Source organism: Hoeflea algicola, assembly GCF_026619415.1.
Taxonomy (GTDB): Bacteria; Pseudomonadota; Alphaproteobacteria; order Rhizobiales; family Rhizobiaceae; genus Hoeflea; species Hoeflea algicola.
The window spans coordinates 1,152,044-1,174,318 of the sequence record NZ_JAOVZR010000001.1 but is presented as its reverse complement, the minus strand read 5'-3'; the positions used below and the strand labels follow the sequence as shown (position 1 = coordinate 1,174,318).

The 22,275-nt window shown below is 61.1% G+C and carries 20 protein-coding genes and 2 pseudogenes; 10 read left to right on the top strand and 12 right to left on the bottom strand.

From position 1 onward, the window contains the following. Nucleotides 1-36: 36 nt before the first annotated feature. Both OEG84_RS05830 and OEG84_RS05825 read right to left on the bottom strand, forming a co-directional pair. Complete coding sequence (locus OEG84_RS05830; RefSeq protein ID WP_267652844.1) at nucleotides 37-1,044, bottom strand: P1 family peptidase; 1,008 nt, start codon at nucleotides 1,042-1,044, stop codon at nucleotides 37-39. Further along, nucleotides 1,041-2,165 (bottom strand): ABC transporter substrate-binding protein, encoded by a 1,125-nt coding sequence (locus tag OEG84_RS05825; RefSeq protein WP_267652843.1) that lies wholly within the window; start codon nucleotides 2,163-2,165, stop codon nucleotides 1,041-1,043. The genes OEG84_RS05830 and OEG84_RS05825 overlap by 4 nt, the downstream gene beginning before the upstream one ends. A 159-nt stretch (nucleotides 2,166-2,324) precedes the next feature. On the opposite strand from OEG84_RS05825, the gene OEG84_RS05820 reads away from it, so the two are divergent. The 7 genes and pseudogenes from OEG84_RS05820 to OEG84_RS05790 all read left to right on the top strand — a co-directional run bounded on the left by OEG84_RS05820 (nucleotide 2,325) and on the right by OEG84_RS05790 (nucleotide 8,148). Further along, nucleotides 2,325-2,819, top strand: a complete 495-nt coding sequence (locus tag OEG84_RS05820; RefSeq protein ID WP_324288178.1) for a flavin reductase family protein — start codon at nucleotides 2,325-2,327, stop codon at nucleotides 2,817-2,819. 96 nt (nucleotides 2,820-2,915) lie between these two features. After that, the gene (locus tag OEG84_RS05815) at nucleotides 2,916-3,839 is read left to right on the top strand and encodes an AAA family ATPase (RefSeq protein ID WP_425602897.1); all 924 of its coding nucleotides are present in this window, start codon (nucleotides 2,916-2,918) and stop codon (nucleotides 3,837-3,839) included. Further along, nucleotides 3,839-5,073 (top strand): annotated as a pseudogene (locus tag OEG84_RS05810) (vWA domain-containing protein). Before OEG84_RS05815 ends, OEG84_RS05810 begins: the two are co-directional and overlap by 1 nt. Nucleotides 5,074-5,125: 52 nt before the next feature. Continuing rightward, nucleotides 5,126-5,461, top strand: a complete 336-nt coding sequence (locus tag OEG84_RS05805) for an XdhC family protein (protein WP_267652840.1) — start codon at nucleotides 5,126-5,128, stop codon at nucleotides 5,459-5,461. Nucleotides 5,462-5,472: 11 nt separating this feature from the next. Then, nucleotides 5,473-6,168 carry an XdhC family protein gene (locus OEG84_RS05800; RefSeq protein ID WP_267652839.1) on the top strand — a complete coding sequence of 232 codons (696 nt, stop codon included), beginning with the start codon at nucleotides 5,473-5,475 and terminating at the stop codon, nucleotides 6,166-6,168. Between the two features lie 3 nt (nucleotides 6,169-6,171). Continuing rightward, nucleotides 6,172-7,844 (top strand): annotated as a pseudogene (locus OEG84_RS05795) (NTP transferase domain-containing protein). Beyond that, on the top strand, nucleotides 7,834-8,148 hold the full coding sequence (locus OEG84_RS05790; protein WP_267656104.1) for a TfoX/Sxy family protein: 315 nt from the start codon (nucleotides 7,834-7,836) through the stop codon (nucleotides 8,146-8,148). The pseudogene OEG84_RS05795 and the gene OEG84_RS05790 overlap by 11 nt, the downstream one beginning before the upstream one ends. Before the next feature lie 41 nt (nucleotides 8,149-8,189). Here OEG84_RS05790 and OEG84_RS05785 read toward each other — a convergent pair whose 3' ends face one another. After that, the gene (locus OEG84_RS05785) at nucleotides 8,190-8,603 is read right to left on the bottom strand and encodes a hypothetical protein (RefSeq protein ID WP_267652838.1); all 414 of its coding nucleotides are present in this window, start codon (nucleotides 8,601-8,603) and stop codon (nucleotides 8,190-8,192) included. A gap of 16 nt (nucleotides 8,604-8,619) precedes the next feature. Beyond that, the gene (locus OEG84_RS05780) at nucleotides 8,620-8,874 is read right to left on the bottom strand and encodes a hypothetical protein (RefSeq protein ID WP_267652837.1); all 255 of its coding nucleotides are present in this window, start codon (nucleotides 8,872-8,874) and stop codon (nucleotides 8,620-8,622) included. A gap of 115 nt (nucleotides 8,875-8,989) precedes the next feature. On the opposite strand from OEG84_RS05780, the gene OEG84_RS05775 reads away from it, so the two are divergent. Then, nucleotides 8,990-9,943 carry a LysR family transcriptional regulator gene (locus OEG84_RS05775; RefSeq protein WP_267652836.1) on the top strand — a complete coding sequence of 318 codons (954 nt, stop codon included), beginning with the start codon at nucleotides 8,990-8,992 and terminating at the stop codon, nucleotides 9,941-9,943. 143 nt (nucleotides 9,944-10,086) lie between these two features. Here OEG84_RS05775 and OEG84_RS05770 read toward each other — a convergent pair whose 3' ends face one another. From OEG84_RS05770 to OEG84_RS05755, 4 genes are all read right to left on the bottom strand, one after another. Continuing rightward, nucleotides 10,087-11,637 carry a DEAD/DEAH box helicase gene (locus tag OEG84_RS05770; protein WP_267652835.1) on the bottom strand — a complete coding sequence of 517 codons (1,551 nt, stop codon included), beginning with the start codon at nucleotides 11,635-11,637 and terminating at the stop codon, nucleotides 10,087-10,089. Between the two features lie 309 nt (nucleotides 11,638-11,946). Further along, the gene (locus tag OEG84_RS05765) at nucleotides 11,947-13,248 is read right to left on the bottom strand and encodes a M23 family metallopeptidase (protein WP_267652834.1); all 1,302 of its coding nucleotides are present in this window, start codon (nucleotides 13,246-13,248) and stop codon (nucleotides 11,947-11,949) included. Between the two features lie 121 nt (nucleotides 13,249-13,369). Continuing rightward, on the bottom strand, nucleotides 13,370-14,194 hold the full coding sequence (locus OEG84_RS05760) for a ferritin-like domain-containing protein (protein WP_425602826.1): 825 nt from the start codon (nucleotides 14,192-14,194) through the stop codon (nucleotides 13,370-13,372). A 23-nt stretch (nucleotides 14,195-14,217) separates the two neighbouring features. Beyond that, on the bottom strand, nucleotides 14,218-14,685 hold the full coding sequence (locus OEG84_RS05755) for a peroxiredoxin (protein ID WP_267652833.1): 468 nt from the start codon (nucleotides 14,683-14,685) through the stop codon (nucleotides 14,218-14,220). A gap of 126 nt (nucleotides 14,686-14,811) precedes the next feature. Here OEG84_RS05755 and OEG84_RS05750 point away from each other — a divergent pair, with 126 nt between their 5' ends. After that, on the top strand, nucleotides 14,812-18,201 hold the full coding sequence (locus tag OEG84_RS05750) for a YhdP family protein (protein ID WP_267652832.1): 3,390 nt from the start codon (nucleotides 14,812-14,814) through the stop codon (nucleotides 18,199-18,201). Between the two features lie 52 nt (nucleotides 18,202-18,253). Here the strand turns inward: OEG84_RS05750 and tyrS are convergent, their stop codons facing one another. Continuing rightward, a complete protein-coding gene (gene tyrS, locus OEG84_RS05745) occupies nucleotides 18,254-19,507 on the bottom strand; it encodes a tyrosine--tRNA ligase (protein ID WP_267652831.1) in 1,254 nt (417 codons plus the stop codon). A gap of 217 nt (nucleotides 19,508-19,724) precedes the next feature. Between tyrS and OEG84_RS05740 the strand changes: the two genes are divergently transcribed. Then, nucleotides 19,725-20,876: an anhydro-N-acetylmuramic acid kinase gene (locus OEG84_RS05740; RefSeq protein WP_267652830.1), complete on the top strand. Its 1,152-nt coding sequence runs from the start codon at nucleotides 19,725-19,727 to the stop codon at nucleotides 20,874-20,876. Between the two features lie 123 nt (nucleotides 20,877-20,999). On the opposite strand, the gene OEG84_RS05735 is transcribed toward OEG84_RS05740, so the two are convergent. From OEG84_RS05735 to OEG84_RS05725, 3 genes are all read right to left on the bottom strand, one after another. Then, entirely contained in the window at nucleotides 21,000-21,236 is a 237-nt protein-coding gene (locus OEG84_RS05735; RefSeq protein WP_267652829.1) for a hypothetical protein, read from the bottom strand. Between the two features lie 74 nt (nucleotides 21,237-21,310). Then, nucleotides 21,311-21,784 (bottom strand): hypothetical protein, encoded by a 474-nt coding sequence (locus tag OEG84_RS05730; protein ID WP_267652828.1) that lies wholly within the window; start codon nucleotides 21,782-21,784, stop codon nucleotides 21,311-21,313. Nucleotides 21,785-21,793: 9 nt separating this feature from the next. Beyond that, nucleotides 21,794-22,063, bottom strand: coding sequence for a hypothetical protein (locus OEG84_RS05725; RefSeq protein WP_267652827.1), 270 nt, complete (start codon nucleotides 22,061-22,063; stop codon nucleotides 21,794-21,796). Between the last annotated feature and the right edge of the window lie 212 nt (nucleotides 22,064-22,275).

Here is a 22,275-nt window from a genome sequence, read left to right as displayed (position 1 = left end):
AGCACTGCCGGCGCATGGGGGCAATTGGCTGCCGGATTAATCGGGGTGGCTTGACCAGGCAGGCATCAGGTCGCGGGGATCGGGTGTTGCCGCATGGATGCCGCGGGCAATGGCGCGGCTCATGGTCGAGGCGGCAGCGGCGCCAAGATCGACAAAGGCATCGAGTGAGGGTTTCTGGCCCGACGCGCCGGTGGCCAGTGCAAACACCAGATCGCCATCAAATGGGGTGTGGCTCGGCCAGATGGCCCGGGCGAAACCCGCATGGGCGGCAATCGCCAGCCGCTTGGCCTCGGCCTTGGTCAAAACTGCGTCGGTGGCAATGACAGCAATGGTGGTGTTGGCGCCGCGGGCCATGTCGCGGAACTTGATCCGCAACTCGGCAGCATCAGCGGGCATTGGCGACGGCAGCCCGAGGCCGGCAAATTCCGAACCGATCTCAAACGCAGACGCCCAGAAATGGCGGGTGTCGCCGATGGTGACGGAGCCCATCGGGTTGGCGGCGACGAGGGCGCCGACGATGTGGCCGCTGGCGGTGACGCAGGAGGCGGAGCCGAGCCCGCCCTTGAAGGTTGCCGTCAGCGCCCCAAGCCCGGCGCCGTGCGAACCGATGGCGAAATCCGTGTTGGCGGCAGCAGCAGCCTGGTATCCCAGTTCCCGGTAGGGCGGGTATCGGCCCCAGTCCTTGTCGCCGCCATTGATCAGATCGAACAGGATTGCTGCCGGAATGATCGGTATCCGGTGCGGGCCGACTTCAAACCCGTGCCCCTGTTCGCGCAACAGCGCCTGCACGCCGCTGGCGGCATCCAGACCGAATGCCGAGCCGCCGGACAGCACCAGGCCGTTGACGGTCTCGACGGTGTTGTGAGGCTCCAGCAGATCGGTCTCTCGGGTGCCGGGTGCGCCGCCGAGAACTTGGACGGCGGCAGTCGCAGGTGGATCGCAGAGGATCGCGGTGACGCCGGAATTGAGCCTGGTGTCATTGGCGTTGCCAACTTTCAGCCCGGCGACATCGGTGATCAGGTTGCGCGCGCCGGTCTCCATCACTGGCTCTCCTGCCGCAACTGGGCAGCATCGGCGATGCTCATCCGGGTGAATTCGCCATCGCGCAGGATGGCGAGCACGAAGCCCGGTTCGCGGCGTTCGCCCTGGTCGGTGAAGGTGACTGTTCCCAAGGCTGTGGAGAAGGTCGATTGCCGGAGCAGATCTTCAACGCTGCCATTGCTGTGGCCTTGCCGCGTGGCGACCGCGCCGAGGATCTCGGCTGCCGCATAAGCGGGAATCCGCAAGCCTTCGGCAATCAGGCCGTGGTCTTCGAAGACGCTTCGGGCGGTCTCGGCGTCAGGCCCGGGGATCGCGCCATCCGAGAGTACCGCGATGGTGCCATCGGGCAGCGGGTTCTCGCCTTGCGGTGCGTGCAAGGCATCACCGCCCATGAACTTAAGTGGCAATTTCTGATAATCAGCCTCCTTGGCGATCACGGCCATGTCGCTGCGTTCACCACCGACAAAGACGTGTGTGATGCCGGCGGACCGCAACCGGCGCACTAGGCTCGGCTGGGTATCCTGTCCGGGGCGGAAATTATCGACAAAGGTCGGTTTGAGGCCGCGGTCTTCAAGCTTGACGCGGATGGCTTCAACCAGTTCTCGGCCGGAGATGGCGCCGTCCTCGATCAGCGCGAAGGATTTGTCGGCCCACAGCCGGAAAATCGCGTCGGCGGCGATTTCCGCCTCGGCCCCTGAACGCGGTGCCAGCCGGTAGAATTTCCAGCCCAGGCGGTTGGCTTCCTCGCCGACGATATCGGCGCGCACGGTCAGTGTCATCACCGGGATCGATTCTTCGGTCAGCAGCGGCAGCGCTGCAGCCAGGCTTTCGGTACACAAGAAGCCAACGACGATGTCGACGCCCGCTTCGGCCATTGCGACTGCGGCATCAGCGCCCGATTGAGCTGTGCAGCCGTCGTCGCCCTCTACAATATCGGCATAGATGCCGGGATTGGATTGATCCCAGATCTGGAAAGCTTCGCGGACATGTTGGCCGAGCAGGGCGAATTGTCCCGACTGCGGGATCACCAGGCCAACGCTGAGCGGTTCCGCGCGCACAGGTGTGGCGGCAAACGAAAGTGCGGCGATGAGCGCCAGGCGGTTCAGCAGGTATCGGGTTTTCATGCAGGCATTTAGCCCGCAGCAAGGCACAATTCCAAGCGGAATTCGCAGCTTCCATCGCCTCGGGCGGAACTGGAGGAGAAAAAGTCGCGGCTGCGGGTTTCAAATTCGGTTGTGGCCTTTATGTATGGTGCCGAGGCTAGCAGAACCAAAGGCGCACAGGTGTTGAAACGGCAGACCATTGATTCCAGGGAATATCGCGATGCGATGGCGCGATATGCCGGGCATGTGCAGATAGCGGCAACAGCGCTCGAGGGCGTGCGACGCGGCGTAACCGTGACCGCTGCCTGCTCGATTTCGGACAATCCCGGCACCGTGCTGGTCTGTCTCAATCATTCCAACCCGAACAATGCGCTGTTTGCCGAAGCCGGCGTGTTCACACTGAACACGCTGATGGCCGACCAGGAGCCGCTAGCGGTGGCGTTTTCAGGGCTCGACCATCTTGATGTCGAGGCGCGGTTCGGGCTTGGCGAGTGGGATACGATTGCCACCGGCGCTCCTGCACTTGTGGGCGCGGCGGCGGTTTTCGACTGCCGGGTGATCGAGGCCAAGATCGTGGCCACCCATACGGTTTTCATCGGCGAGGTGATCGGCCTCAGGGTCGGCGCGCCGGGGCCCGCGCTTTTGTATCTGGACCGTGGCTACAGATCGCTCTAGTTTTCGGTCAGGTTGCATCAGGCTGATACCGAACGGGATTCGCTTTTTCCGGCCGATGCCACAGCCTGTCGTTTTCCTCCTGCAGCCGGAGCCATGATGTCGATTCAAAATCCTGTGCCAGCCACCATTGATGCAACGCTCGAAATGTTGACGAGCGAGGATTATGTCGCCGGGCGGGCACTGGCGACGGTGCTGTTTCTCAGTCTGCGGATGCAGCGGCCACTGTTTCTGGAAGGCGAGGCCGGCGTCGGCAAGACCGAGATCGCCAAGGTGCTGGCCAAGGCGCTCGACCGACCTCTGATCCGGTTGCAATGCTACGAGGGGCTGGATGTGGCCTCGGCAGTCTACGAGTGGAACTACCCGGCGCAGATGCTCGAAATCCGGCTGGCCGAGGCCACCGGTGAGGACGACAAGTCGGCGATCGAGCGCAGCATATTTTCCGAAAAACACCTGATCCGCCGTCCGGTGCTGCAGGCGCTGGGTGGTGTGGCCGGCCGGGCGCCGGTGTTTCTGATCGATGAGCTTGATCGTACTGACGAGGCGTTTGAGGCGTTTCTGCTGGAGATCCTGTCGGACTACCAGGTGACCATCCCTGAACTTGGCACGATCAAGGCCGAGGAGCCGCCGATTGTCATCATCACCAGCAACCGCACCCGCGAGATCCACGATGCGCTGAAGCGGCGCTGCCTGTACCACTGGGTCGATTATCCGACTGCCGATGTGGAACTGGAGATCGTCCGCCGCAAGGTGCCGGGATGCCATGCGGAACTGTCGCGGCAGGTGGTGGCCTATGTGCAGCACCTCAGGCAGATGGACCTGTTCAAGAGCCCGGGCGTTGCCGAGACCATCGACTGGGCCACAGCACTGACCGAACTCGACCGGTTGGCGCTTGATCCTGAAACCGTGTCGGACACGATCGGCACCCTGCTCAAATATCAGGATGACATTGCCCGGATCGAAGGCAGTGCCGGGCGAGAGCTGCTGGCCGAGGTGAAAGCCGAGCTGGCAGCGTCGGTCTGATGGCCGAAGCTGTTCCCGCCAAAATTTCCGATCATGACGACGGCCGTATGGTCGACAATATCGTCTATTTTGCCCGTGTGCTGCGCAAATCCGGCATGAAGCTTGGGCCGGCGGCGGTGCGCGATGCGGTCGAGGCGGTGCAGGTCGCAGGCATCGGCAGCCGCGAGGAATTTTACTGGGTGTTGCACTCGGTGTTTGTCAAGCGGCGCGAGGATCATCAGGTTTTCGATCAGGCGTTCAAGCTGTTCTGGCGCAGCCGTGATCTGGTCGAGAAGATGATCGCCATGTTTTCGCCGGTGGCGATCGAGACCGAGCGGAAGGAAAAGCTCAAGGCCGGCGAAACCAGGGTCAGTCAGGCGCTGTTCGAAGGCCACGAGAAAAGCCGGCCGCCCGAAGAAAAGCCGATCATCGACATCGATGCCCGTGAGACCAGTTCCGGCAACGAGGTGCTCAGACAGCAGGATTTCGCGCAGATGACGGCGCTGGAACTGGCTCAGGCCAAACGTGCCATCACCGAACTGACATTGCCGTTCGACCTGGTCGAGACCCGTCGCTACAAGCCATCGTCAACGCCGCGGCGGATCGATCCGAGAGCGACCATGCGTGCTGCCATGCGCACCGGCGGGGATCTCATTTTGCCGCGGTTTCGCAAGCGCCGAAAGGTGCACCCGCCGCTGGTGATCATTGCCGATATTTCCGGATCGATGAGCCAGTACACGCGGGTTTTTCTGCATTTCATGCATGTCATCAGCGAGCAGCGGCGCGGCGTGCACACGTTCCTGTTCGGTACGCGGCTGACCAATGTCAGCCGGCAGATGCGCGGCAAGGACCCTGACGAGGCGGTGGACCAATGTGCCGGCGCGGTGCGCGACTGGTCAGGCGGTACTCGAATCGGCGAAGCACTGAGGCTGTTTAATCGAAAATGGTCGCGGCGGGTGTTGGGGCAGGGGGCGATTGTCATCCTGATTACCGATGGATTGGAACGCGATTCGTTCGAGGAACTGGAAACCGAGATCGACCGGCTGCACCGCTCATGCAGGCGACTGATCTGGCTCAATCCACTGCTCCGGTTTGACGGTTTTGAAGCCCGCGCACGGGGGTGCGGACGATGCTTGGCCATGTTGACGAGTTGCGCGCGGTTCACAACATTGAGGCGATGGCCGATCTGGTCGCGGGGCTGGGGATGAAGGACGCGGCTGCGGCCGATCCGCGCCGGTATCTGCAAGGCTCTTGAATTGCGGGCCGGCAAGGGCCCATACTCGTTCTTTGCATGAAGGGAGGTCACCATGAACACTGTGACCGCGGACGACCAGATCGATCCGCTGATGATTGCCGAGCGCTGGATGCTCGATGGCCGAGAGGTGGCGGTAGCCACCGTGATCGAAACCTGGGGGTCCGCGCCACGACCGGTGGGCAGCCATTTGGTAATTGACGCCAATGGCGATTTTCATGGTTCCGTTTCCGGGGGATGCGTTGAAGGTGCCGTGATCGCGGAGGCCGCGGATGTGATTGCCAGCGGCGAGCCCAAGGTTCTCGAATTCGGCGTGGCCGACGAAACCGCCTGGCGTGTCGGGCTTTCTTGCGGCGGCAAAATCCAAGTCTATGTCGAGCGGCTTGGCTGAGGCATGCACTGATGGATCCCAATCTGCTTAAAAAACTTAATGCTGCACGGCGTAACCGTCAGGCTGCCGTCATGGTCACCGATCTCGGCGATGGCCGCGACCGGCTGGTGATGAAGGGCGATCCGATCGCTGGCGAGCTTGGCGCGGCGCTCACCAAAGTGTTTGCCGCCGGCAAATCTCGGATGGTGGAGGCGGAAGGCCGCCGGTTTTTCCTCAATGTGCATGTGCCGGCGCCGCGCATGGTGATCATCGGTGCGGTGCATATTTCGCAGGCGCTGGCGCCGATGGCCCGGATTGCCGGATATGACGTGCTGGTGGTTGACCCACGCACTGCCTTTGCCACCAAAGAGCGGTTTGAAGGTACCGAGCTTATCGCCGACTGGCCCGAGGATGCGCTCAAGGATCGGCCGATCGATGCGTTTACCGCGCTGGTTGCCGTGACTCACGACCCGAAGATCGATGATTGGCCGCTGACCCAGGCGCTGCAAGCGGGCGCGTTTTATGTTGGCGCGCTTGGCTCGCGCAAGACCCATGCACGGCGCATCGAGCGGTTGATACAGGCGGGTTTGAGCGAGGCCGAGATCGGCCGTATCGCCGCCCCCATCGGGCTTGGCATCGGTGCGCAGAGCCCGGCCGAGATTGCCGTTGCGGTGCTGGCGCAGGTGATTGCAGCGCTGCGCCGCGCGGACGTGCCGGAAGAGGCGTAAGCGGTGCAATTTGGCCCGGTTCCCCTGCATGAGGCAGAAGGTACGGTGCTGGCGCACAGTACATCCGCCGGATCGCGACGGCTGAAAAAGGCCATGTGCTCGGCGCAGCCGACATCGATCTGCTGGATCAGGCGGGCATAATGGAAGTTATCGTCGCCCGGCTTGAGCCTGGTGATGTTGGCGAGGACGAAGCTGCTTCGACCCTCGCACGAGCCTTCATCGGCGCCCACATCCGTGCGGCGAATGCCTCGACGGGCCGGGTCAACCTGCACGCCACGCGGGCCGGACTGTTTCGCGCGGAACCCAAGCTGGTTGATGCGCTCAACGCGATCGACCCGGCGATCACCTTTGCATGCCTTGCGGATCGCACTGCGGTGACGGCTGATGAAATGGTGGCGACCATCAAGATCATTCCGCTGGCTGTACCCGGTGCTTCGTTGGAGCAGGCACAATCAGCTGTTGCCGCGCCTGACCTCGCCGTGGTCATGCCGTTCAGAGCGCTGCGCGCTGGGCTGATCGCGACTGAACTGCCGACGCTGAAAATCTCGGTCATGGACAAGACGCGGGATCTGCTGGCAGCCCGGCTGGCGCCCTCGGGCTCGTTGCTGGTGCGCGAGGTCCGGGTGCCGCACGATGCTGGGGCTGTTGCCCCGGCAATTGCCGAAATGGTCGGGGATCTCGATCTGGTGTTCGTGTTCGGAGCGTCGGCGGTGACCGATCGTGATGATGTCATTCCGGCAGCTATCCGCCAGGCCGGTGGTACGGTGGAACGGGTGGGGATGCCGGTCGATCCGGGCAATCTACTTGTTCTGGGCGCTATCGGCGATGTCACCGTTATCGGGGCACCCGGCTGTGCCCGCAGCCCGCGCGAAAACGGGTTTGACTGGGTGCTGGCGCGGGTATTGGCGGGGGAACCTCCCTCGTCGCAGGATATCGGAAGGATGGGCGTCGGCGGTCTGCTCAAGGAAATTTCGAGCCGGCCGCAGCCACGTCAGTCGACGCCTGAGCGGACGCGGCAGGTGCCTGAGGTCGGTATTGTTCTTTTGGCGGCCGGCAAGGCCAGCCGGATGGGCGATGGTGCGGGGCACAAATTGCTGGCCGAGTTTGACGGTGAGCCGTTGATCCGGCGGATGGCGCGTACGGCACTGGGGTCATCCGCAAAGACCACGGTGGTGGTGACCGGGCACCGCGCGGGCGATATCGCGGCGTGCCTTTCCGGGTTGGACCTGGATCTGGTGGAAAACCCGGACTACGGCTCGGGCATGGCCTCTTCGCTCAAGGCCGGGCTTGCCGCGCTGGGCAGCAACATTTCCGGCGCGCTGGTGCTGCTGGGCGACATGCCGGCGCTTGGCTCCAAGCATCTGGATGCGTTAATCGCCGCTTTCACTGCGCATGAGGGCCGGGCGATCGTCCGCGCGTGTGACGGTGAGCGCCGCGGCAACCCGGTGATCCTGCCGCGTGCGGCGTTTTCGGAGGCGATGACGCTTTCGGGGGATGTCGGCGCACGGGCGCTGATTGAAAGCGGTGCCTGGCGCGTTATCGATGTCGAGATCGGTCCGGCGGCGCGGCTCGATGTCGACACGCCCGAAGCGGTGCGGCTGGCTGGCGGCATTACCGAGACCGGACCGGCGGCGTCCGTGCTCGGGCCTGCGAAGGAGACCGGCCATCGACAATGATCTGATCCGCGACATGTTTGACAGCCTTGGTGAGGTGACCATCAAGCGGATGTTCGGCGGCAAGGGCGTCTACCATCAGGGCCGGATCCTGGCGCTCGAATTCCACGACGAAATTCTGCTCAAGGCGGACACCGAGAGTGCGCCTGAGTTCGCCGCCGCCGGTGCGCAGCAATGGGTCTATGAAGGCAAGAACAAGCCGGTGGCGATGCCCTATTGGTCGATACCGGACTCCGCCATCGACGATCCCGATGAATTGTCGACATGGGTGCGGCTTGCCTGGGAAGCGGCGCTCCGGGCGAAATAATCGTCAGTTGGTGTCGCGTATGGGGCGGGCGTCGCCGACTGTCAGGAAGTTGGGTTGTTCAGCGACGGGGCCTCAACCGAGTTGGTGCTTGCAGCGCCATTACGCAAAATTACATACGCAAACATAGCCATCGCGGCGAGCGCGAGCACGGAGCCGATCTTGGCCAGAACTTCTCCATCGCCCTTGATTGCCATGGCTATGCCCGGCACGATCACCAGCACGGCGGCGACGGTCAGGAAATAATGGATATTGGCGAGCCGTGAGGCTGCGGCGCGCGGGCTGAGCGCATAGTATGTTCCGAAAACCGCCATGGCGACAAAGCCAATCAGGTTGAGGTGGCCGTGCGCCGGTGACAGGGTGTGGTTGCCAGAAGCCGACATCTGGATCCCCCAGGTCATTCCGGCGAGCGCGAAAATGGCGCTGGTGGCATAAAACCGTGTTGCAATGCTGTTCATGGTCTTCCCTCCTTGGTTATATTTGTGTGTTCGAGCCGCGTACCGGTAAAACTCCAGCGAGATCGGCCGGTGCTATCAAGGCCTGAGCGCATATCCCCACCGTATTGGCTTCATGATGGACACGGCCGACGGGCTCGAATTGGGGCGATCTGGCAAATAGGGTGGAATAGGTAACCGACGTGACGCCGTCGCCGGTCTTGCCATCAAATATCGTTTGGGTGCGCGTCTGCAGCCATTTAATGGCATCGGCACCAGGAATATGCGTGGTCATCGTTTTCTCTGGAACGCGTGGCTGGCTGGGTACGAAAATGGTTTCGATTGATTACAGCCTAAGTCGGATGTACTCATATTCGAAATCGTTTGTTCATATGGCAGGTATTTGCCTCATGAATTTATTGACCTTCGATCTGAACCTGATGCGAGTACTCGACGCCTTGCTGCGCGAGGGATCGACGGTGCGCGCCGGGCAACGCATCGGCTTGTCGCAGCCGGCGGTGTCGGCAGCTCTGGGGCGGTTGCGCTTGGTGCTTGGCGATGAGTTGTTCCTGCGGCGCGGGCAGGGACTTGAACCCACCGATTACGCGCGGTCCATCGAAATTCCACTGCGCGAGGCTCTCGACAACATCGAGGCGCTGTTTGCCCGTCCGAAACAGTTCGACCCGATGGTGGCGACCACCGATTTCAAGATTTCGGGTAGCGATTTTTTCGCCGAACTGCTGATGCCGCGGTTGGCGGATCAGGTTTCCAGACGGGCGCCGGGTATCCGCGTGCAACTGGTGGATCTGGTGCCGGACAATTACGTCGAAAGACTGGAGCGCTACGAAGTCGACATCGCTCTGATCCCGGATAGACCGGTGCCTGACTGGGTGGAGAAGCAACCGGTGTTCTGGTCGAATTTCTCGGTCATTGCCCGGCAACGCCATCCGCGGCTCAGGCAGGCTGGTTTGATGCCTGGCGATGTGATCCCGATCGATTTGTTTTGTGATCTTGGTCATATCCTGTTTTCCCCCGAGGGCAAACTCAGGGCGATGGGTGATAAAGCGCTGGACGATATCGGTCGGGAACGGCGGGTGGTGATGACGATGCCGGTGTTTTCAGGCGTCTACCGCGCGGTCAGTGAATCCGATCTGATCGCGCTGCTGCCGCATCGCCTGGCGCAACGGGTTGCGCCCAAAGCGGGCTTGAGCATCTATCAGGCGCCAATGCCGGTTGAAGCGGTACTGTTGACAATGGTCTGGCACAAGCGCTCAACGGCGGCGCCGGATCATCGTTGGCTACGCGAGTTGATTGCGGAGACCCTGGACCCGTTAAATGAGGGCCAGCCGCGGCTGGTGGTCTGAGTTTCACGGCCTGGCCGGAACCCGGACAGCGGCCCCAATGCTATTCAGCCCGGGGTGGCAGGCGATGCTGTGGTCGCGCGCAAAAAAAGCCGCCGGCACGAATGCGGGCGGCTTTGTCGTCTGGTTGTTCGGCTTCAAGCGCCTTACTGGCTGGCGCCAATCATCATGAATGCCGGAATTTCGTCGCCGAAGCCAACCGGTGTCGGATCGCGATCATCATTCTGACGGCCGCGGCGATGGCGGTCGTCATTGGCAGGCGCCGGAGATTTTTGCGCAGACTGGCGCGGCTGATCGCGCTCCTGACGCGGACGGCGCGGTTCCCGTGCTTCCTGTACAGGTGCGGGGGCTTCGTTGACATTGTCGCTGGCCTGCACGGCAGCAGCAACTGGTGCCTCTTCGTTGCTTGCCTGCGCGGCTTCGGGCTGTTCCTTGACGACTTCAACCTCGGCCTTGTCGCCGCGTGGCCGCTTGTCGTCGCGTCCGCTGCGGCGCGAGGGTGACTTGCTTTCGCCACGACGGCCGCGGCGCGGTGCCTCGTCAGCGTCGCCGTCAGCAGAAGCGACCGCTTCCTTGCCGTCGAGCCATTCGATGTCCTGGGTGATCAGCTTGGTGATGGCGTCGATATATTTGCCATCACGCTTGGAGACCATGGTGAAGGCAGCGCCTGCGCGACCGGCGCGGCCGGTGCGGCCGATCCGGTGGACATAATCCTCGGCGTGGATCGGCACGTCGAAATTGAAGACATGGCTGACATCGGGGATGTCGAGGCCGCGAGCGGCGACATCGGAGGCCACCAAAAGGGTGATCTCGTTGTCCTTGAAGCCCTGCAACATGTTGGTACGCGAGCGCTGGTCCATGTCGCCATGCAGGGCGCCCACGGAAAATCCGTGCTTTTCCAGTGATTTGAACAGATCGGCTACATCGCGTTTGCGATTGCAGAAGATAATCGCGTTCTTCAAATCGGTCTGGGCGCGGATCAACTCGCGCAGGCGTTCGCGCTTTTCGAAATCCTTGCCGCTGCAGGCAACAAGCCGCTGCACCACGGTGGCTGCGGTGGAGGAGGGCGGCGCCACTTCAACGCGAACTGGGTTCTGCAGGAACTTGTCGGCGAGCTTCTGGATTTCCGACGGCATGGTGGCCGAAAAAAACAGGGTCTGGCGGGTAAAGGGAATGAGTTTGACGATCCGCTCGATGTCGGGAATGAAGCCCATGTCGAGCATCCGGTCGGCTTCGTCGATGACCAGCAATTCGACGCCAGTCATCAAGAGCTTGCCGCGCTCGGTGTGGTCGAGCAGTCGGCCCGGGGTGGCGATCAGCACGTCGGCGCCACGCTCAAGCTTGCGATCCTGCTCGTCAAAGGAGACGCCGCCGATCAGCAGAACGATGTTGAGGCGATGGTTCTTGCCGTATTTCTCGAAATTCTCATGGACCTGCGCAGCGAGTTCGCGCGTTGGTTCGATGATCAGTGTACGCGGCATCCGCGCGCGCGCCCGGCCACGTTCGAGCATGGTCAGCATAGGCAGAACGAAACCGGCAGTCTTGCCAGTACCGGTCTGGGCGATGCCGAGAATGTCGCGCCGTTCGAGCGCCGGGGGGATTGCACCCGCCTGAATCGGGGTGGGGATCGTGTAGCCTGCGTCTGTGACGGCGGACAATACTTTTTGGCTTAAGCCAAGGTCAGCAAAAGTGGTCAATTGGGAACGGTTTCCGTTTCGGAGTGTGCGACGATGCACGGGATGGCGCGCTGTGCACGATCCCTGTGGGTTTCGCTTAGTCGTTACGCGCCACAAAGTCAAGAAAAGCCGCCATCTGGCGGCGGTGGCACCTAACCCACATTTGGTTGATTAAACCGCTATTTCAAGGTTGCGGAAGCATTGAAGGCGGCACCGTGTTGCTATTGGCCCACAGTACTTCACTTCCTTCGCCGATGACCTATCGGTTTGTCTGACGCACAAATCGCCTTGCCTTGCATCGGCGTGGATTGGCCAATGTCTGGAAAAGGTCTAATTGGAAGCCAGTAACGGCCTGAGGATATTGGCGGTTTTGACGAAGCGCATCGGGTCCACCGGCTTGCCATTGCGGCGAACCTCGTAATGCAGATGTGGCCCGGTGGAACGGCCGGTGGAGCCGGCCTTGCCAATGCGGGTGCCGCTTGTCACCCGGTCACCCTGTTTGACCAGCACCTTGGAGAGATGCGCGTAGCGGGTGGTGATGCCGTTGCCGTGATCGATCTCGACCATCTTGCCATAGCCGCCGCTGCGTCCGGCGCGAATGACGACACCTGAGCCGGCAGCGCGTACAGGGGTTCCGCTCGGCGCCCTGAAATCAATACCGCCATGGAACCCCAGCTTGCCCAGGAACGGATCCTTGCGGTTTCCAAAACGCGAGGTGATTTCCATGGTGTCAATCGGAGTGGACACCGGCAGCTTGCGAACCAGCAGACGCATTTCATCGAGCCGGCCAAGGGCCTGGTCGAGATCGTCAAGCGTGGTTTCAAACGCCTTGGGATCGTTGGGGCGGACAAAAGGGCCACCCACGGCATTGTCTTCGGCCTCGGGAACCGGCAGGCCGGTGGATTTGATCGCTTCGCCAATTTCCGAGGCGGTTTCGTAGGCGTTGATGGCGAGACCCTGCATTTTCTCGATCTGGCTGCGCTCGATCGATTTAAGCGACAGGGTGACGTGAGAGAAAATCCGGTCGGCGCGGTCGCTGACCGATTCAGCCCCGGCGGTTTCGGTGCTGCCCGTGTAAGCCAGCGGATTGATCCTGGCGGCTACCGGATCGGCGAGAACGCGAGAACGCGGCGCCAGACTTGCCAGACGCAACGTCTTGGTTGACGCTGGCGTCAGCGCAGCCTGCTTTTCGGGGTTGGGAACGGGAACCGGGACCTGTTGCTGAAGCGAGCCGACCCGATCGAGCAGGGGGCCGAGCTTGCCATTGCGGTCACTCAAGGCTTCCTGGCGTGCGACCAGTTCAGCGACCTTGTTTTCCATCAATTGCTGGTCAAGCAATTGCCGGCTGGTGACGTGATCGACTTGCGAACGCAGGGCGGCAATTCTGTCTTCATAGGCGTGCTGCATGCGGGCCTGTCGTGCCATCGAGGCGCCAATCAGATCGTCGCGCAGCACCAGATAGGAGGTGGCAGCGAGATAGCCGATAGCCATGACGCCGAGCAGCGACATGCACAGCCCGGCAATCCATGGGCGAATGGTAATGTGACGAATGCTTTCGCCACTGGCGAAAATGATCGTGTGGGCCTGTTTTTGCCGTTTGCCGAAAGTGCGGCTGTCCTGCCTTTGCGACACGCAATAATCCTCGTCAAAACGGGTTGCCGTTGAATGTTCGAGGACGATTACACCCTGTTAAGGTTAATAAACGTTTGAGATGCATGTCCGTTATACCGGGAACAGCGGACCGGACCGCTGTTCAGGACATGTTTTGGCTCGAAAGTGTCCGGTAGAAGGTCGGGGTCAGCCCGGCTGCGGCGCGGGCGAGGTCGTTGAAGGGCGGTTTCAGGCCACCGCGGAAATTGGCGCGGACCAATTCATGAAATGTCCGGGCCGCATCCTTGCCCTGCCTGGCGCAGAGAAAGCGGAACCATTTGGCGCCGATCGCCACATGTTTCTTTTCATCTTCGTAGATGATGTCCAGGACTGCGGCACTGTCGTGGTCGCCGGCCTCGCGCATTTTTGCGCGCAGCGAAGGGGTCACGTCGAGCCCGCGGGCTTCCAGAATCAGCGGCACCACGGCGAGCCGTGCGGTCAGGTCGTTGCGCGTGTCATGGGCTGCCTGCCAGAGGCCATCATGGGCCGGCATGTCGCCATAATCGGCATCCAGCGCGCGAAGACGCTCGCGTACCAACTTGAAATGCTTGGCTTCTTCGTAAGCGACTTGCATCCAGCCATCAAAAAAGCTTTGCGGCATCGGCGCCGCAGCAAAACGCCCGACGATATCCAGCGCCAGATCGACAGCGTTGAGCTCGATATGGGCGATGGCATGGAGCAACGCAATCCGGCCGCGTGGCGAATGCAGCGAGCGTCGTACTACCTGGGTTGGCGCCACCAGAACCGGCTTGTCGGGGCGGCCGGGCCGGTCCGGCGGAAGTGTGTCCAGCGGTGAGCGTAACGACAGGCGCCGTTCGTGCCAACGCCGGGCGACATCCTGGGTCAGTTCGGTCTTTTCATCCAGATTGGCGGCACGAATGGCGCGCGAGGCGCCGTCCCGGAGTGACAGGAGAGGGGTGTCCATCATCGATTTGGTGTTACTGGCGATTCTCATAATGCCTTGACGACATCGAGTACTTCCTGTGCATGCCCCGGCACCTTGACCTTGCGCCAGATCCTGGCAATGCGACCATCGGCGGTAATGACGAAAGTCGAGCGCTCGACGCCCATATATTTGCGGCCATACATGCTCTTTTCCTTCCAGACCCCGTAGGCTTCGAGCACCGTTTTTTCTTCGTCGGAAGCCAGAATCACGCCGAGGTCATGCTTGGCGATGAACTTGTCATGGGCCTTGACCGGGTCAGGCGAAACGCCGATCACGACCGCGCCGGCCTTGGCAAATTCACCGGCGAGCGCGGTGAAGTCGATTGCTTCCACTGTGCAGCCACTGGTGTCGTCCTTGGGGTAGAAATACAGCACCACCGTGTTGCCGGCCAATCCGCCCAGCGACACGTTTTTGCCGCCATCGCGTGGCAAATCAAAGTGCGGCGCCAAACTGCCTTCGATGAGTTCGCTCATATTGAAAACCTTTCATCACTTACGTGGGATCATTTGCGAGTGACCCTGCCCCGAGGCGGTATATAAACACAAGCCGGACAGTCCAGCAGAATCAGCAATCAGCAGAAAGATGCCCGCAAAACCCTCATGCCGGATCACCTGATCACCAAGCTTCGTTTCAAAAAACGCGATATTGCCGCCTTGCACGAGATGCCTTCCTCCGTCGCCGAGGACCGGATCGTGCTGCGTGCATCGAGGCATCGCAGCCGACGCTGGAGCCTGTTTGTCTGGTTTGCCGGAATTGCAGTCGGATTGGTGGTGCTGATGGGGTTGGGCCTGGCAGCACTGGAGGCGGGATTAGCCGACGGGTTCGTGCGCGATCAGGCCCAGGCTGCGCTGGCCCGGGCGGTGGGTTCGCAGAACCGGGCGGAAATGGGATCGGCCGGAGTGCGTATGACGTCGCGCGGCGAGATTGCGCTCGAGGCCCGCGATGTGGTGATCGCGCCGCTCGACAGCGCCAAGGCGCCCAACCGGATCGACAGGGTGTTGATTGCGCTTGACCCGATCGCGCTGCTGTCGGGCAGGGTCGTCGTCAAATCCGTCGATATTGCCGGTGTTGGTCTGGTCGCTCCGGAACGCGGCGGGTTCGATATCGCCGACCTTGCCGGATTTCGCGTCGATTCCACCGGGTCGGCAATCGAGGAAATGTTCGTTGCCCTCAACGAGATTGCTGCGCGGGTCGAAGGGGTCGACGCCGGGATGTTCCGGTTTTCCGATGTCAGGATATCGGGATCGGGGGCGCTGATCACGGTCGAACAGGCGTCAGTACAGCGAATTGACGGGCAACATTACGGGATTGAAGCGGACCTGATCCGCGCCGGCCGCTCGATTGCCGTGCGTGGCATGGCCAGCGCCGAGGGCATCGGTGCAGGGCTTTCCGAGATCAGCGGCGAAATCGATGGTCTCGCCATTGACCTGCAAACCAACGGCCGTGTTGAACGCCGCAATGGGGTGAGCTCTGAGATTTTTGTTGCTTTTGAGGCAACGCGCGGCGGGGTCGATAGTCAGCCGGCGCTCAATGCCACCGTGACCACATCAGGTGGCACCATCATCCTGGGCGGGATTGAAGCGGAATTGAGCGAGGCGCGCGTCAATCTTGCTTACATGCCGGCAATGGAGAAGATCGAAATCACACCTTCACGGATCCGGGTCGGCGAGACGGTGATGCCGTTTACCGGTGGGTTGATCGACGCTGACAGGATCGAAAGCGTCGGTGGGATCAAAGGTGAGGGAGTTGCGTTTGACCTGGTGGTCAAGAACGGTCAGGCCGCGCCGGGAGATTCGGACGAACCGCCGATTTCCTTCGACGGTAAGGCCTTTGGCCGGTTTGACGCCGCCAAGCGTCTGCTGGTTGCTGAAGAACTGGTGCTGGCCTCGGCGCGTGGCGGCCTTTTCGGGTCGGCGTCGTGGCGCTTTGTCGACGGTCAGTCACCGGAGATGAACCTGGTGGCGCAAGCGCCCAGCATGACGACGGCGGCGGTCAAGCAGCTATGGCCATATTGGGTCGGCAAACAGGCACGGCAATGGGTGCTCAACAATCTCTATGGCGGGACGGTCACCAACGGACGCATCCAGTTGACTGTGCCGGCAGGCCATTTTCCGCCTGACAGGCGTGCAACCTTCAATGAGAACCAGTTGCAGATCGATTTTGACATCCAGCGGGCGCGCATGAATGTCGCCGGCGACATTCCGCCCTTGCGCGACACGATTGGCCACATGAAGCTGCGCGGCTCCAAGGTCAGCGTCACGGTTGCCTCGGCGACGGCGTTTTTCCCCACTGGGCGGAAAGTCGACATCACCGATGCGACATTTGCGATCCCGGCAACCGATCAACAGCCGCTGATGGCCGAGCTGGCCATGTCGGTCAGTGGCGAAGCCGACGCCGTTGCCGAATTGATCACCTATCACCCGATTGATGCGCTTGACCGAATAGGTCTGACGCCGGAAGATTTGAGCGGCACAATTTCGTCGACGGTGACGGCGCGGTTCGGCCTGGATCCGAAACAGTCACCGCCACCGCCGGAATGGACTGTTGAGCTGCAGATGAGCGGAGTCGATATCGCCAAACCGGTCGAAGGCCGGTTACTGACCAAGATGGATGGCAGTCTTTATGTCACGCCGACCCAGGCCGAGCTGAAAACCGAAGCCCTGGTCGATGGTGCGCCGATGAAGCTCGATGTGGTACAGCCGGTGGGCGATTCGACCGTCCAAGGGCAGCGCAAGCTGTCGGGGACGCTGAGCCCGGAAGCCCGCGAGAAGATCGCGCCCGGCACCAGTTCGTTGATCTCGGGGCCGGTCGGGTTTGTTATGGAAACCGGCACCGACGGAAGGCAATTGGTCACGCTCGATCTCAAGCCCGCGGAACTTACGGTTCCGGGCATAGGCTGGACCAAGGGCGAGGGGATCGCTGGTACGCTTCGCTTTGCCTTGCACGAAAAGGGTGGACTGACCCGGCTTGACGATTTGCGTTTGTCAGGCGACGGCTTCGAGGCCACCGGCGCGCTTTCGATCAAGGGCGGGCAATTGGCATCTGCCGATTTTACCAAGGTGGTGCTGTCGTCGCGCGACAATTACCGGGCAAAAATCAGCCGCAACGGCAAGGGCTACAAGGTGGCGCTTTCTGGTCAATCGTTTGATGCGCGGCCGATGATCGCGCTGGCGAAGTCGACTGCGGCGAGCAGCAGCGATGATGCCGGCGCCGTGCAGATCGAGGTCTCCGGCAGCGTCGACACGGTGCACGGATATTCCGATGAAAAACTGACATCGGGCGTGATCGCCTACAAGGGCAAGGGAAGCCAGATTGAAAAGTTCGATTTCAAGGCGGTCACAAAAAGCGGGCAAGCGGTGGTAATCGCGATCTCCGGCGGCAAGTCCAATGAAACGATAAAGGTTACCAGCGGCGACGCGGGAGCCTTCGCACGGTTCGCAGGCGTGTATTCGCGCATTCGCGGCGGCCTGCTCAATGTCGGACTCACCCGCCAGGGCGGCCCGTTGCGGCGCGGTGCGATCGATATCCGGAATTTCGTGGTGGTTGGCGAGCCGCGGTTGAGTTCGCTGGTTTCGACCCCGAGCAAGAAGGACGGCCGCAGTCTGCGCGACGCGGTGAAGGCTGATATCGATGTCTCGGAAGCGCGCTTTGAAGTGGCCAACGCCAAGGTGGTTTCCGGCAATGGCGAATTGCGGGTCAGCGAGGGCGTGGTGCGTGGGCCGCAGATCGGCGCTTCTTTCCAGGGCAAGATCTATGACGCGAAGGGCCTGATCGACCTGACCGGCACCTTCATGCCTGCCTATGGGGTCAACCGTCTGTTCAGCGAATTGCCGTTGATCGGCATTTTTCTGGGCAATGGCCGGGATCGTGGCCTGATCGGCATTACGTTCCGGCTGGCCGGGAAAACCGCATCGCCATTGCTTGAGGTCAACCCGCTGTCGGTGATTGCGCCGGGCGTGTTCCGTTCGATTTTCGAATTCAGGCAATGACGCTGGGCCCAGCCGCCGGATCAGGCGACCCGGTGGCGTGAACGAGCGGTAACTATTCCGCGCGCACCAGAACGTGCTTCTTCTTGCCAAGCGACAGCTTGATCACGCCGTCGCTGTTTAAGAAACCGGCATTGACCAGAGTCTTGTCGTCGCTGATTGGAACATCGTTGAGCTTGATGGCGCCGCCTTGGACATGACGGCGGGCTTCGCCGTTGGAACCGGCCAGACCAGCCTGGACGAACAGCGCCAAGAGGCCAATGCCGGCCTCGAGTTCGGAAGCGGCAACCGTGATGGTGGGCAGATCAGTTGCGGTCTGGCCTTCCTCGAAGGTCTTGCGCGCGGTCTCGGAGGCTTGTTCGGCTGCGGCGCGGCCATGCAGCATGGCGGTGACTTCGGTCGCCAGAATCTTCTTGGCTTCGTTGATCTCGGCGCCGCCGAGGGCTTCGAGCCTGGCGATCTCGTCGAGCGGCATGGTGGTGTAGAGCTTGAGGAAGCGGCCGACGTCGGCGTCTTCGCTGTTTCGCCAGTATTGCCAGAACTCGTAGGCGCTGAGCATGTCGGCGTTGAGCCAGACCGCGCCATTGGCGGATTTGCCCATCTTGGCACCGGACGAGGTGGTCAAGAGCGGCGAGGTGAGCGCGTAAAGCTGCGGGCAATCCATGCGGTGACCGAGGTCGATGCCGTTGATGATGTTGCCCCACTGGTCTGATCCGCCCATCTGCAGGCGGCAGCGATAGCGCTTGTTGAGCTCAACGAAGTCGTAGGCCTGGAGGATCATGTAGTTAAATTCCAGAAACGAAAGCGATTGCTCGCGGTCGAGCCGGGTCTTGACGGAATCAAACGCCAGCATACGGTTGACCGAAAAATGCCTGCCGACATCGCGCAGGAATTCAACGTAGTTGATGCCCATCAGCCAGTCGGCGTTGTTGGCCATGACCGCGTCCTGCGGACCGTCGCCGAAATCGAGGTAATTGGCGAACACGCTCTTAATGCCGGCGATGTTCTCGTCGATCAGTTCCGGGGTCAGCAGTTTGCGGGCTTCATCCTTGAACGAGGGGTCGCCGATCATGCCGGTGCCGCCGCCCATCAGCGCGATCGGCCGGTGCCCGGTCTTTTGCATCCAGTGCAGCATCATGATTTGGATGAGACCGCCGGCATGCAGGCTTGGCGCGGTCGGATCGAAGCCGATATAGGCAGTGACAGTCTCGTTCCGGAACAAATCATCGAGGCCCGTCTCATCGGAGACCTGGTGAATGAACCCGCGCTCGGAAAGAGTGCGCAGGAAATCGGACTTGAAGGCTGACATATCACTGTCCTTGCGGTTATCTCGGCTATTCCGGAAACAATTAGGGCGTCGATTGGTATGAGACGCCCGGGCGGGCCTTTAGCATTAGCGGCAGGCGCATTCAACTGAGGCCATGTCGTCGCTGCTGACGCGGGCGGCCTCGGCATGTAGGTTGCAACGCAAAACAATGCTGATTCCACCTCTTGCGGATCGGCTGATGCAGCAAGGATGACGGCCGATGGCGACTGGCGGCGATCTCAAACGGGCAATCGGACTAATGAGCGGGACTTCGATGGATGGCATCGACCTGGCGATGCTCGACACGGATGGCGACGCGGTGGTGGATCGCGGTGCTTCCTCGTTTACGGCCTTTGACGCAGATTTCCGCAAGCGGCTGACAGCAGCGCTGGAGACAGCCAAGGCGATTACTGAGCGCGAAGAGCGTCCTGGTGAACTGGCCGAGATCGAGATCGAACTAACCGACCGTCACGCCGAGGCGGTGGAGGCGTTCATGGCGCGCGAATCCCTGAACCGTGACGACATTGACGTGATCGGCTTTCATGGCCAGACGATGCTGCACCGGCCGCGCCAGGCGCTGACCGTTCAACTGGGCCTTGGCGCGCGGCTGGCGGAGCGGCTCGGGATTGATGTGGTGTATGATCTGCGCGCCCGCGACATGACGATGGGCGGGCAGGGTGCACCGCTGGTACCGGCCTACCACCGCGCGCTTGCCGCCGGACTTTCTGGCGAATGGGCCGAGCTCAGACCGGTCGTCTTCGTTAATATCGGCGGGATTTCCAACATCACCTATATAGGCTCAGATGACGTGTTGCTGGCCTTCGATAGTGGACCGGGCAATGCGCTGATCGATCAATGGGTGACCCGTCATGCTGGTGTTCCCTATGATTCCGGCGGCGCCATCGCCTCGGAGGGGCGGGTGCTGTCGAGTCTCGCCAACCAGTATCTGTCGTCGCCATTCTTCACCGCTAAACAACGCATATCGCTTGACCGCAACGATTTCCTGCCGCCCGAAGATGGTCAGGCAGAGCTTGAGGATGGGGCGCGTACGCTTGCGTTTGTGACTGCTGCAGCGATCGCCAAGGCGCAGGCGCATTTGCCGGAAAAACTCAAATTGTGGATCCTGACAGGCGGCGGCCGTCACAACCGGATGATCGTCGAGGATCTGACCGTCGCCACGCGCCATTCCGGGCAGGTGATCGTTGCCGAACAAGCCGGGTTGAATGGTGATTCGATGGAAGCCGAGGCCTGGGCCTGGCTTGCGGTGCGATCGCTGCGCGGCCTGCCGCTGACCTACCCCGGCACCACCGGGGTGAGCGAGCCGGCTACCGGCGGGGTGCTGGCACGAGGGTACGGCTGCAAAAATGCCTGACTGATAAAGCGCTAGGGCAGGGGTCGTTTCAGAATCAAGACCGGCGCCATCGGGGAGAAAGAGGGCGCCGGTTTTTGTTACGGATCGTCTGTTTACAGACTGCGATATTCGGTGTTGGCTTTGTCAGAGGGCCTTGCGGATACGGGTGAAAGCGTCCTTGAGTTCCGAACCGAGGATTTCGACGGCGTCGCCCAGATCTTCCTTGCTCTTTTTCAGGTTGGCCTGGCTTTCGAAGTGGTTCCAGCGCTCCTGAAGTTCAGTCCATTCGTCTTGCGCTTCCTTTGAGCCGAGGTGCACCTTGAGCTTGATCTCGTCGTAATTCTGTTTGAGGTCTTCGGCCAACTTGTTGATATCAGGCATGTATTTGGTCCTTGTTTGAGAGGTGATCAAGCTGGCGACGAAGAGCCAGTCAGGTCAGATTGTATTCATAAAAGTCACGAGCCTGCCTTGCGGCGGCGCAGACTGCGGATGATCGTGGAGATGATCGGAACCAGGAACCTGGCACTGTCCCATCCATTGAGTCCGTTGATGCCGGCCATGCTGCCTAGCGCTGCGGCTGCCGGGTTGGACTTCAATTCGGTTTCCAGTGTTGCCGACGTCAGATCGCGCAGTTCCCTTGCTGCGGCGAGATCCGGACCGGGCCTGGTAGAGGTGGCAATGACTACGAGGATGATTGCCAGCAGCATGTTGGCGACAGCCAGGATGAAGGGTGCCTTGATCGGTCCCCAGTTGGCAAGCAGCAACTGGTAAGCAGCGATATTGAGAAAAACCAGTGCCATCAGCACGATCAGGGCCGCGAAAAACATCAGCGTGAGTTTTCGCACCTGCACCTTGAGGCGGATTTCACCTACCAGCAACTCGGAACGAAGATAGAGCCGGAGGATTCGAACGGTTGAATGAATGGACATGGTCTTACATTACTTTGCTGTTAAACGGCCGATGACAATGCCGAGCGCAAGGGCTGCGGAAACCGACGCAACGGGATGCTCGGTGAAGCTCTCTTCAGCCTCATCGAGCATCGTCTGGACCAGATCGCCAAGCTCACTGAGCAATGTGTGAACATCGTCAGGCTGGCCATCGGATTCTGGCGAACCGGAATCCGGGTTCGGCGGAGGGGCGCTGCGCCGCAATTGCTCGACTTCCGCCCGCAGGCTTGCGATTTCTTCTCTCAGGCTGGGCTGCTTCATGGCCTATCCCCAAATCTCATCTTGAGACGGGATTATAGCCAGGAGCACCGCCACCGAATTGATCTAACGCATTCCGCCGCAAAGAATTTCGAACATGATATCGGGCGTCTGTTCCTTTACAGCATGATAATAGCTGCCGATGCCGCTTTGATGGGCAGTAGAGTGTGTCGCTTGGACAATCGGGATGTGTCGGCTACATAATCGTTTAACCG

Bases quoted from the DNA above. Each gene is read 5' to 3' on its own strand.
- OEG84_RS05725 (WP_267652827.1), bottom strand. From the start codon at position 22,063: ATGAAGCAGCCCAGCCTGAGAGAAGAAATCGCAAGCCTGCGGGCGGAA.
- OEG84_RS05775 (WP_267652836.1), top strand. From the start codon at position 8,990: ATGAATTTATTGACCTTCGATCTGAACCTGATGCGAGTACTCGACGCC.
- OEG84_RS05750 (WP_267652832.1), top strand. From the start codon at position 14,812: ATGCCGGATCACCTGATCACCAAGCTTCGTTTCAAAAAACGCGATATT.
- OEG84_RS05760 (WP_425602826.1), bottom strand. From the start codon at position 14,194: ATGATGGACACCCCTCTCCTGTCACTCCGGGACGGCGCCTCGCGCGCC.
- OEG84_RS05780 (WP_267652837.1), bottom strand. From the start codon at position 8,874: ATGACCACGCATATTCCTGGTGCCGATGCCATTAAATGGCTGCAGACG.
- OEG84_RS05730 (WP_267652828.1), bottom strand. From the start codon at position 21,784: ATGTCCATTCATTCAACCGTTCGAATCCTCCGGCTCTATCTTCGTTCC.
- OEG84_RS05755 (WP_267652833.1), bottom strand. From the start codon at position 14,685: ATGAGCGAACTCATCGAAGGCAGTTTGGCGCCGCACTTTGATTTGCCA.
- OEG84_RS05825 (WP_267652843.1), bottom strand. From the start codon at position 2,165: ATGAAAACCCGATACCTGCTGAACCGCCTGGCGCTCATCGCCGCACTT.
- OEG84_RS05735 (WP_267652829.1), bottom strand. From the start codon at position 21,236: ATGCCTGATATCAACAAGTTGGCCGAAGACCTCAAACAGAATTACGAC.
- OEG84_RS05815 (WP_425602897.1), top strand. From the start codon at position 2,916: ATGTCGATTCAAAATCCTGTGCCAGCCACCATTGATGCAACGCTCGAA.
- OEG84_RS05740 (WP_267652830.1), top strand. From the start codon at position 19,725: ATGGCGACTGGCGGCGATCTCAAACGGGCAATCGGACTAATGAGCGGG.
- OEG84_RS05805 (WP_267652840.1), top strand. From the start codon at position 5,126: ATGAACACTGTGACCGCGGACGACCAGATCGATCCGCTGATGATTGCC.
- OEG84_RS05785 (WP_267652838.1), bottom strand. From the start codon at position 8,603: ATGAACAGCATTGCAACACGGTTTTATGCCACCAGCGCCATTTTCGCG.
- OEG84_RS05800 (WP_267652839.1), top strand. From the start codon at position 5,473: ATGGATCCCAATCTGCTTAAAAAACTTAATGCTGCACGGCGTAACCGT.
- tyrS (WP_267652831.1), bottom strand. From the start codon at position 19,507: ATGTCAGCCTTCAAGTCCGATTTCCTGCGCACTCTTTCCGAGCGCGGG.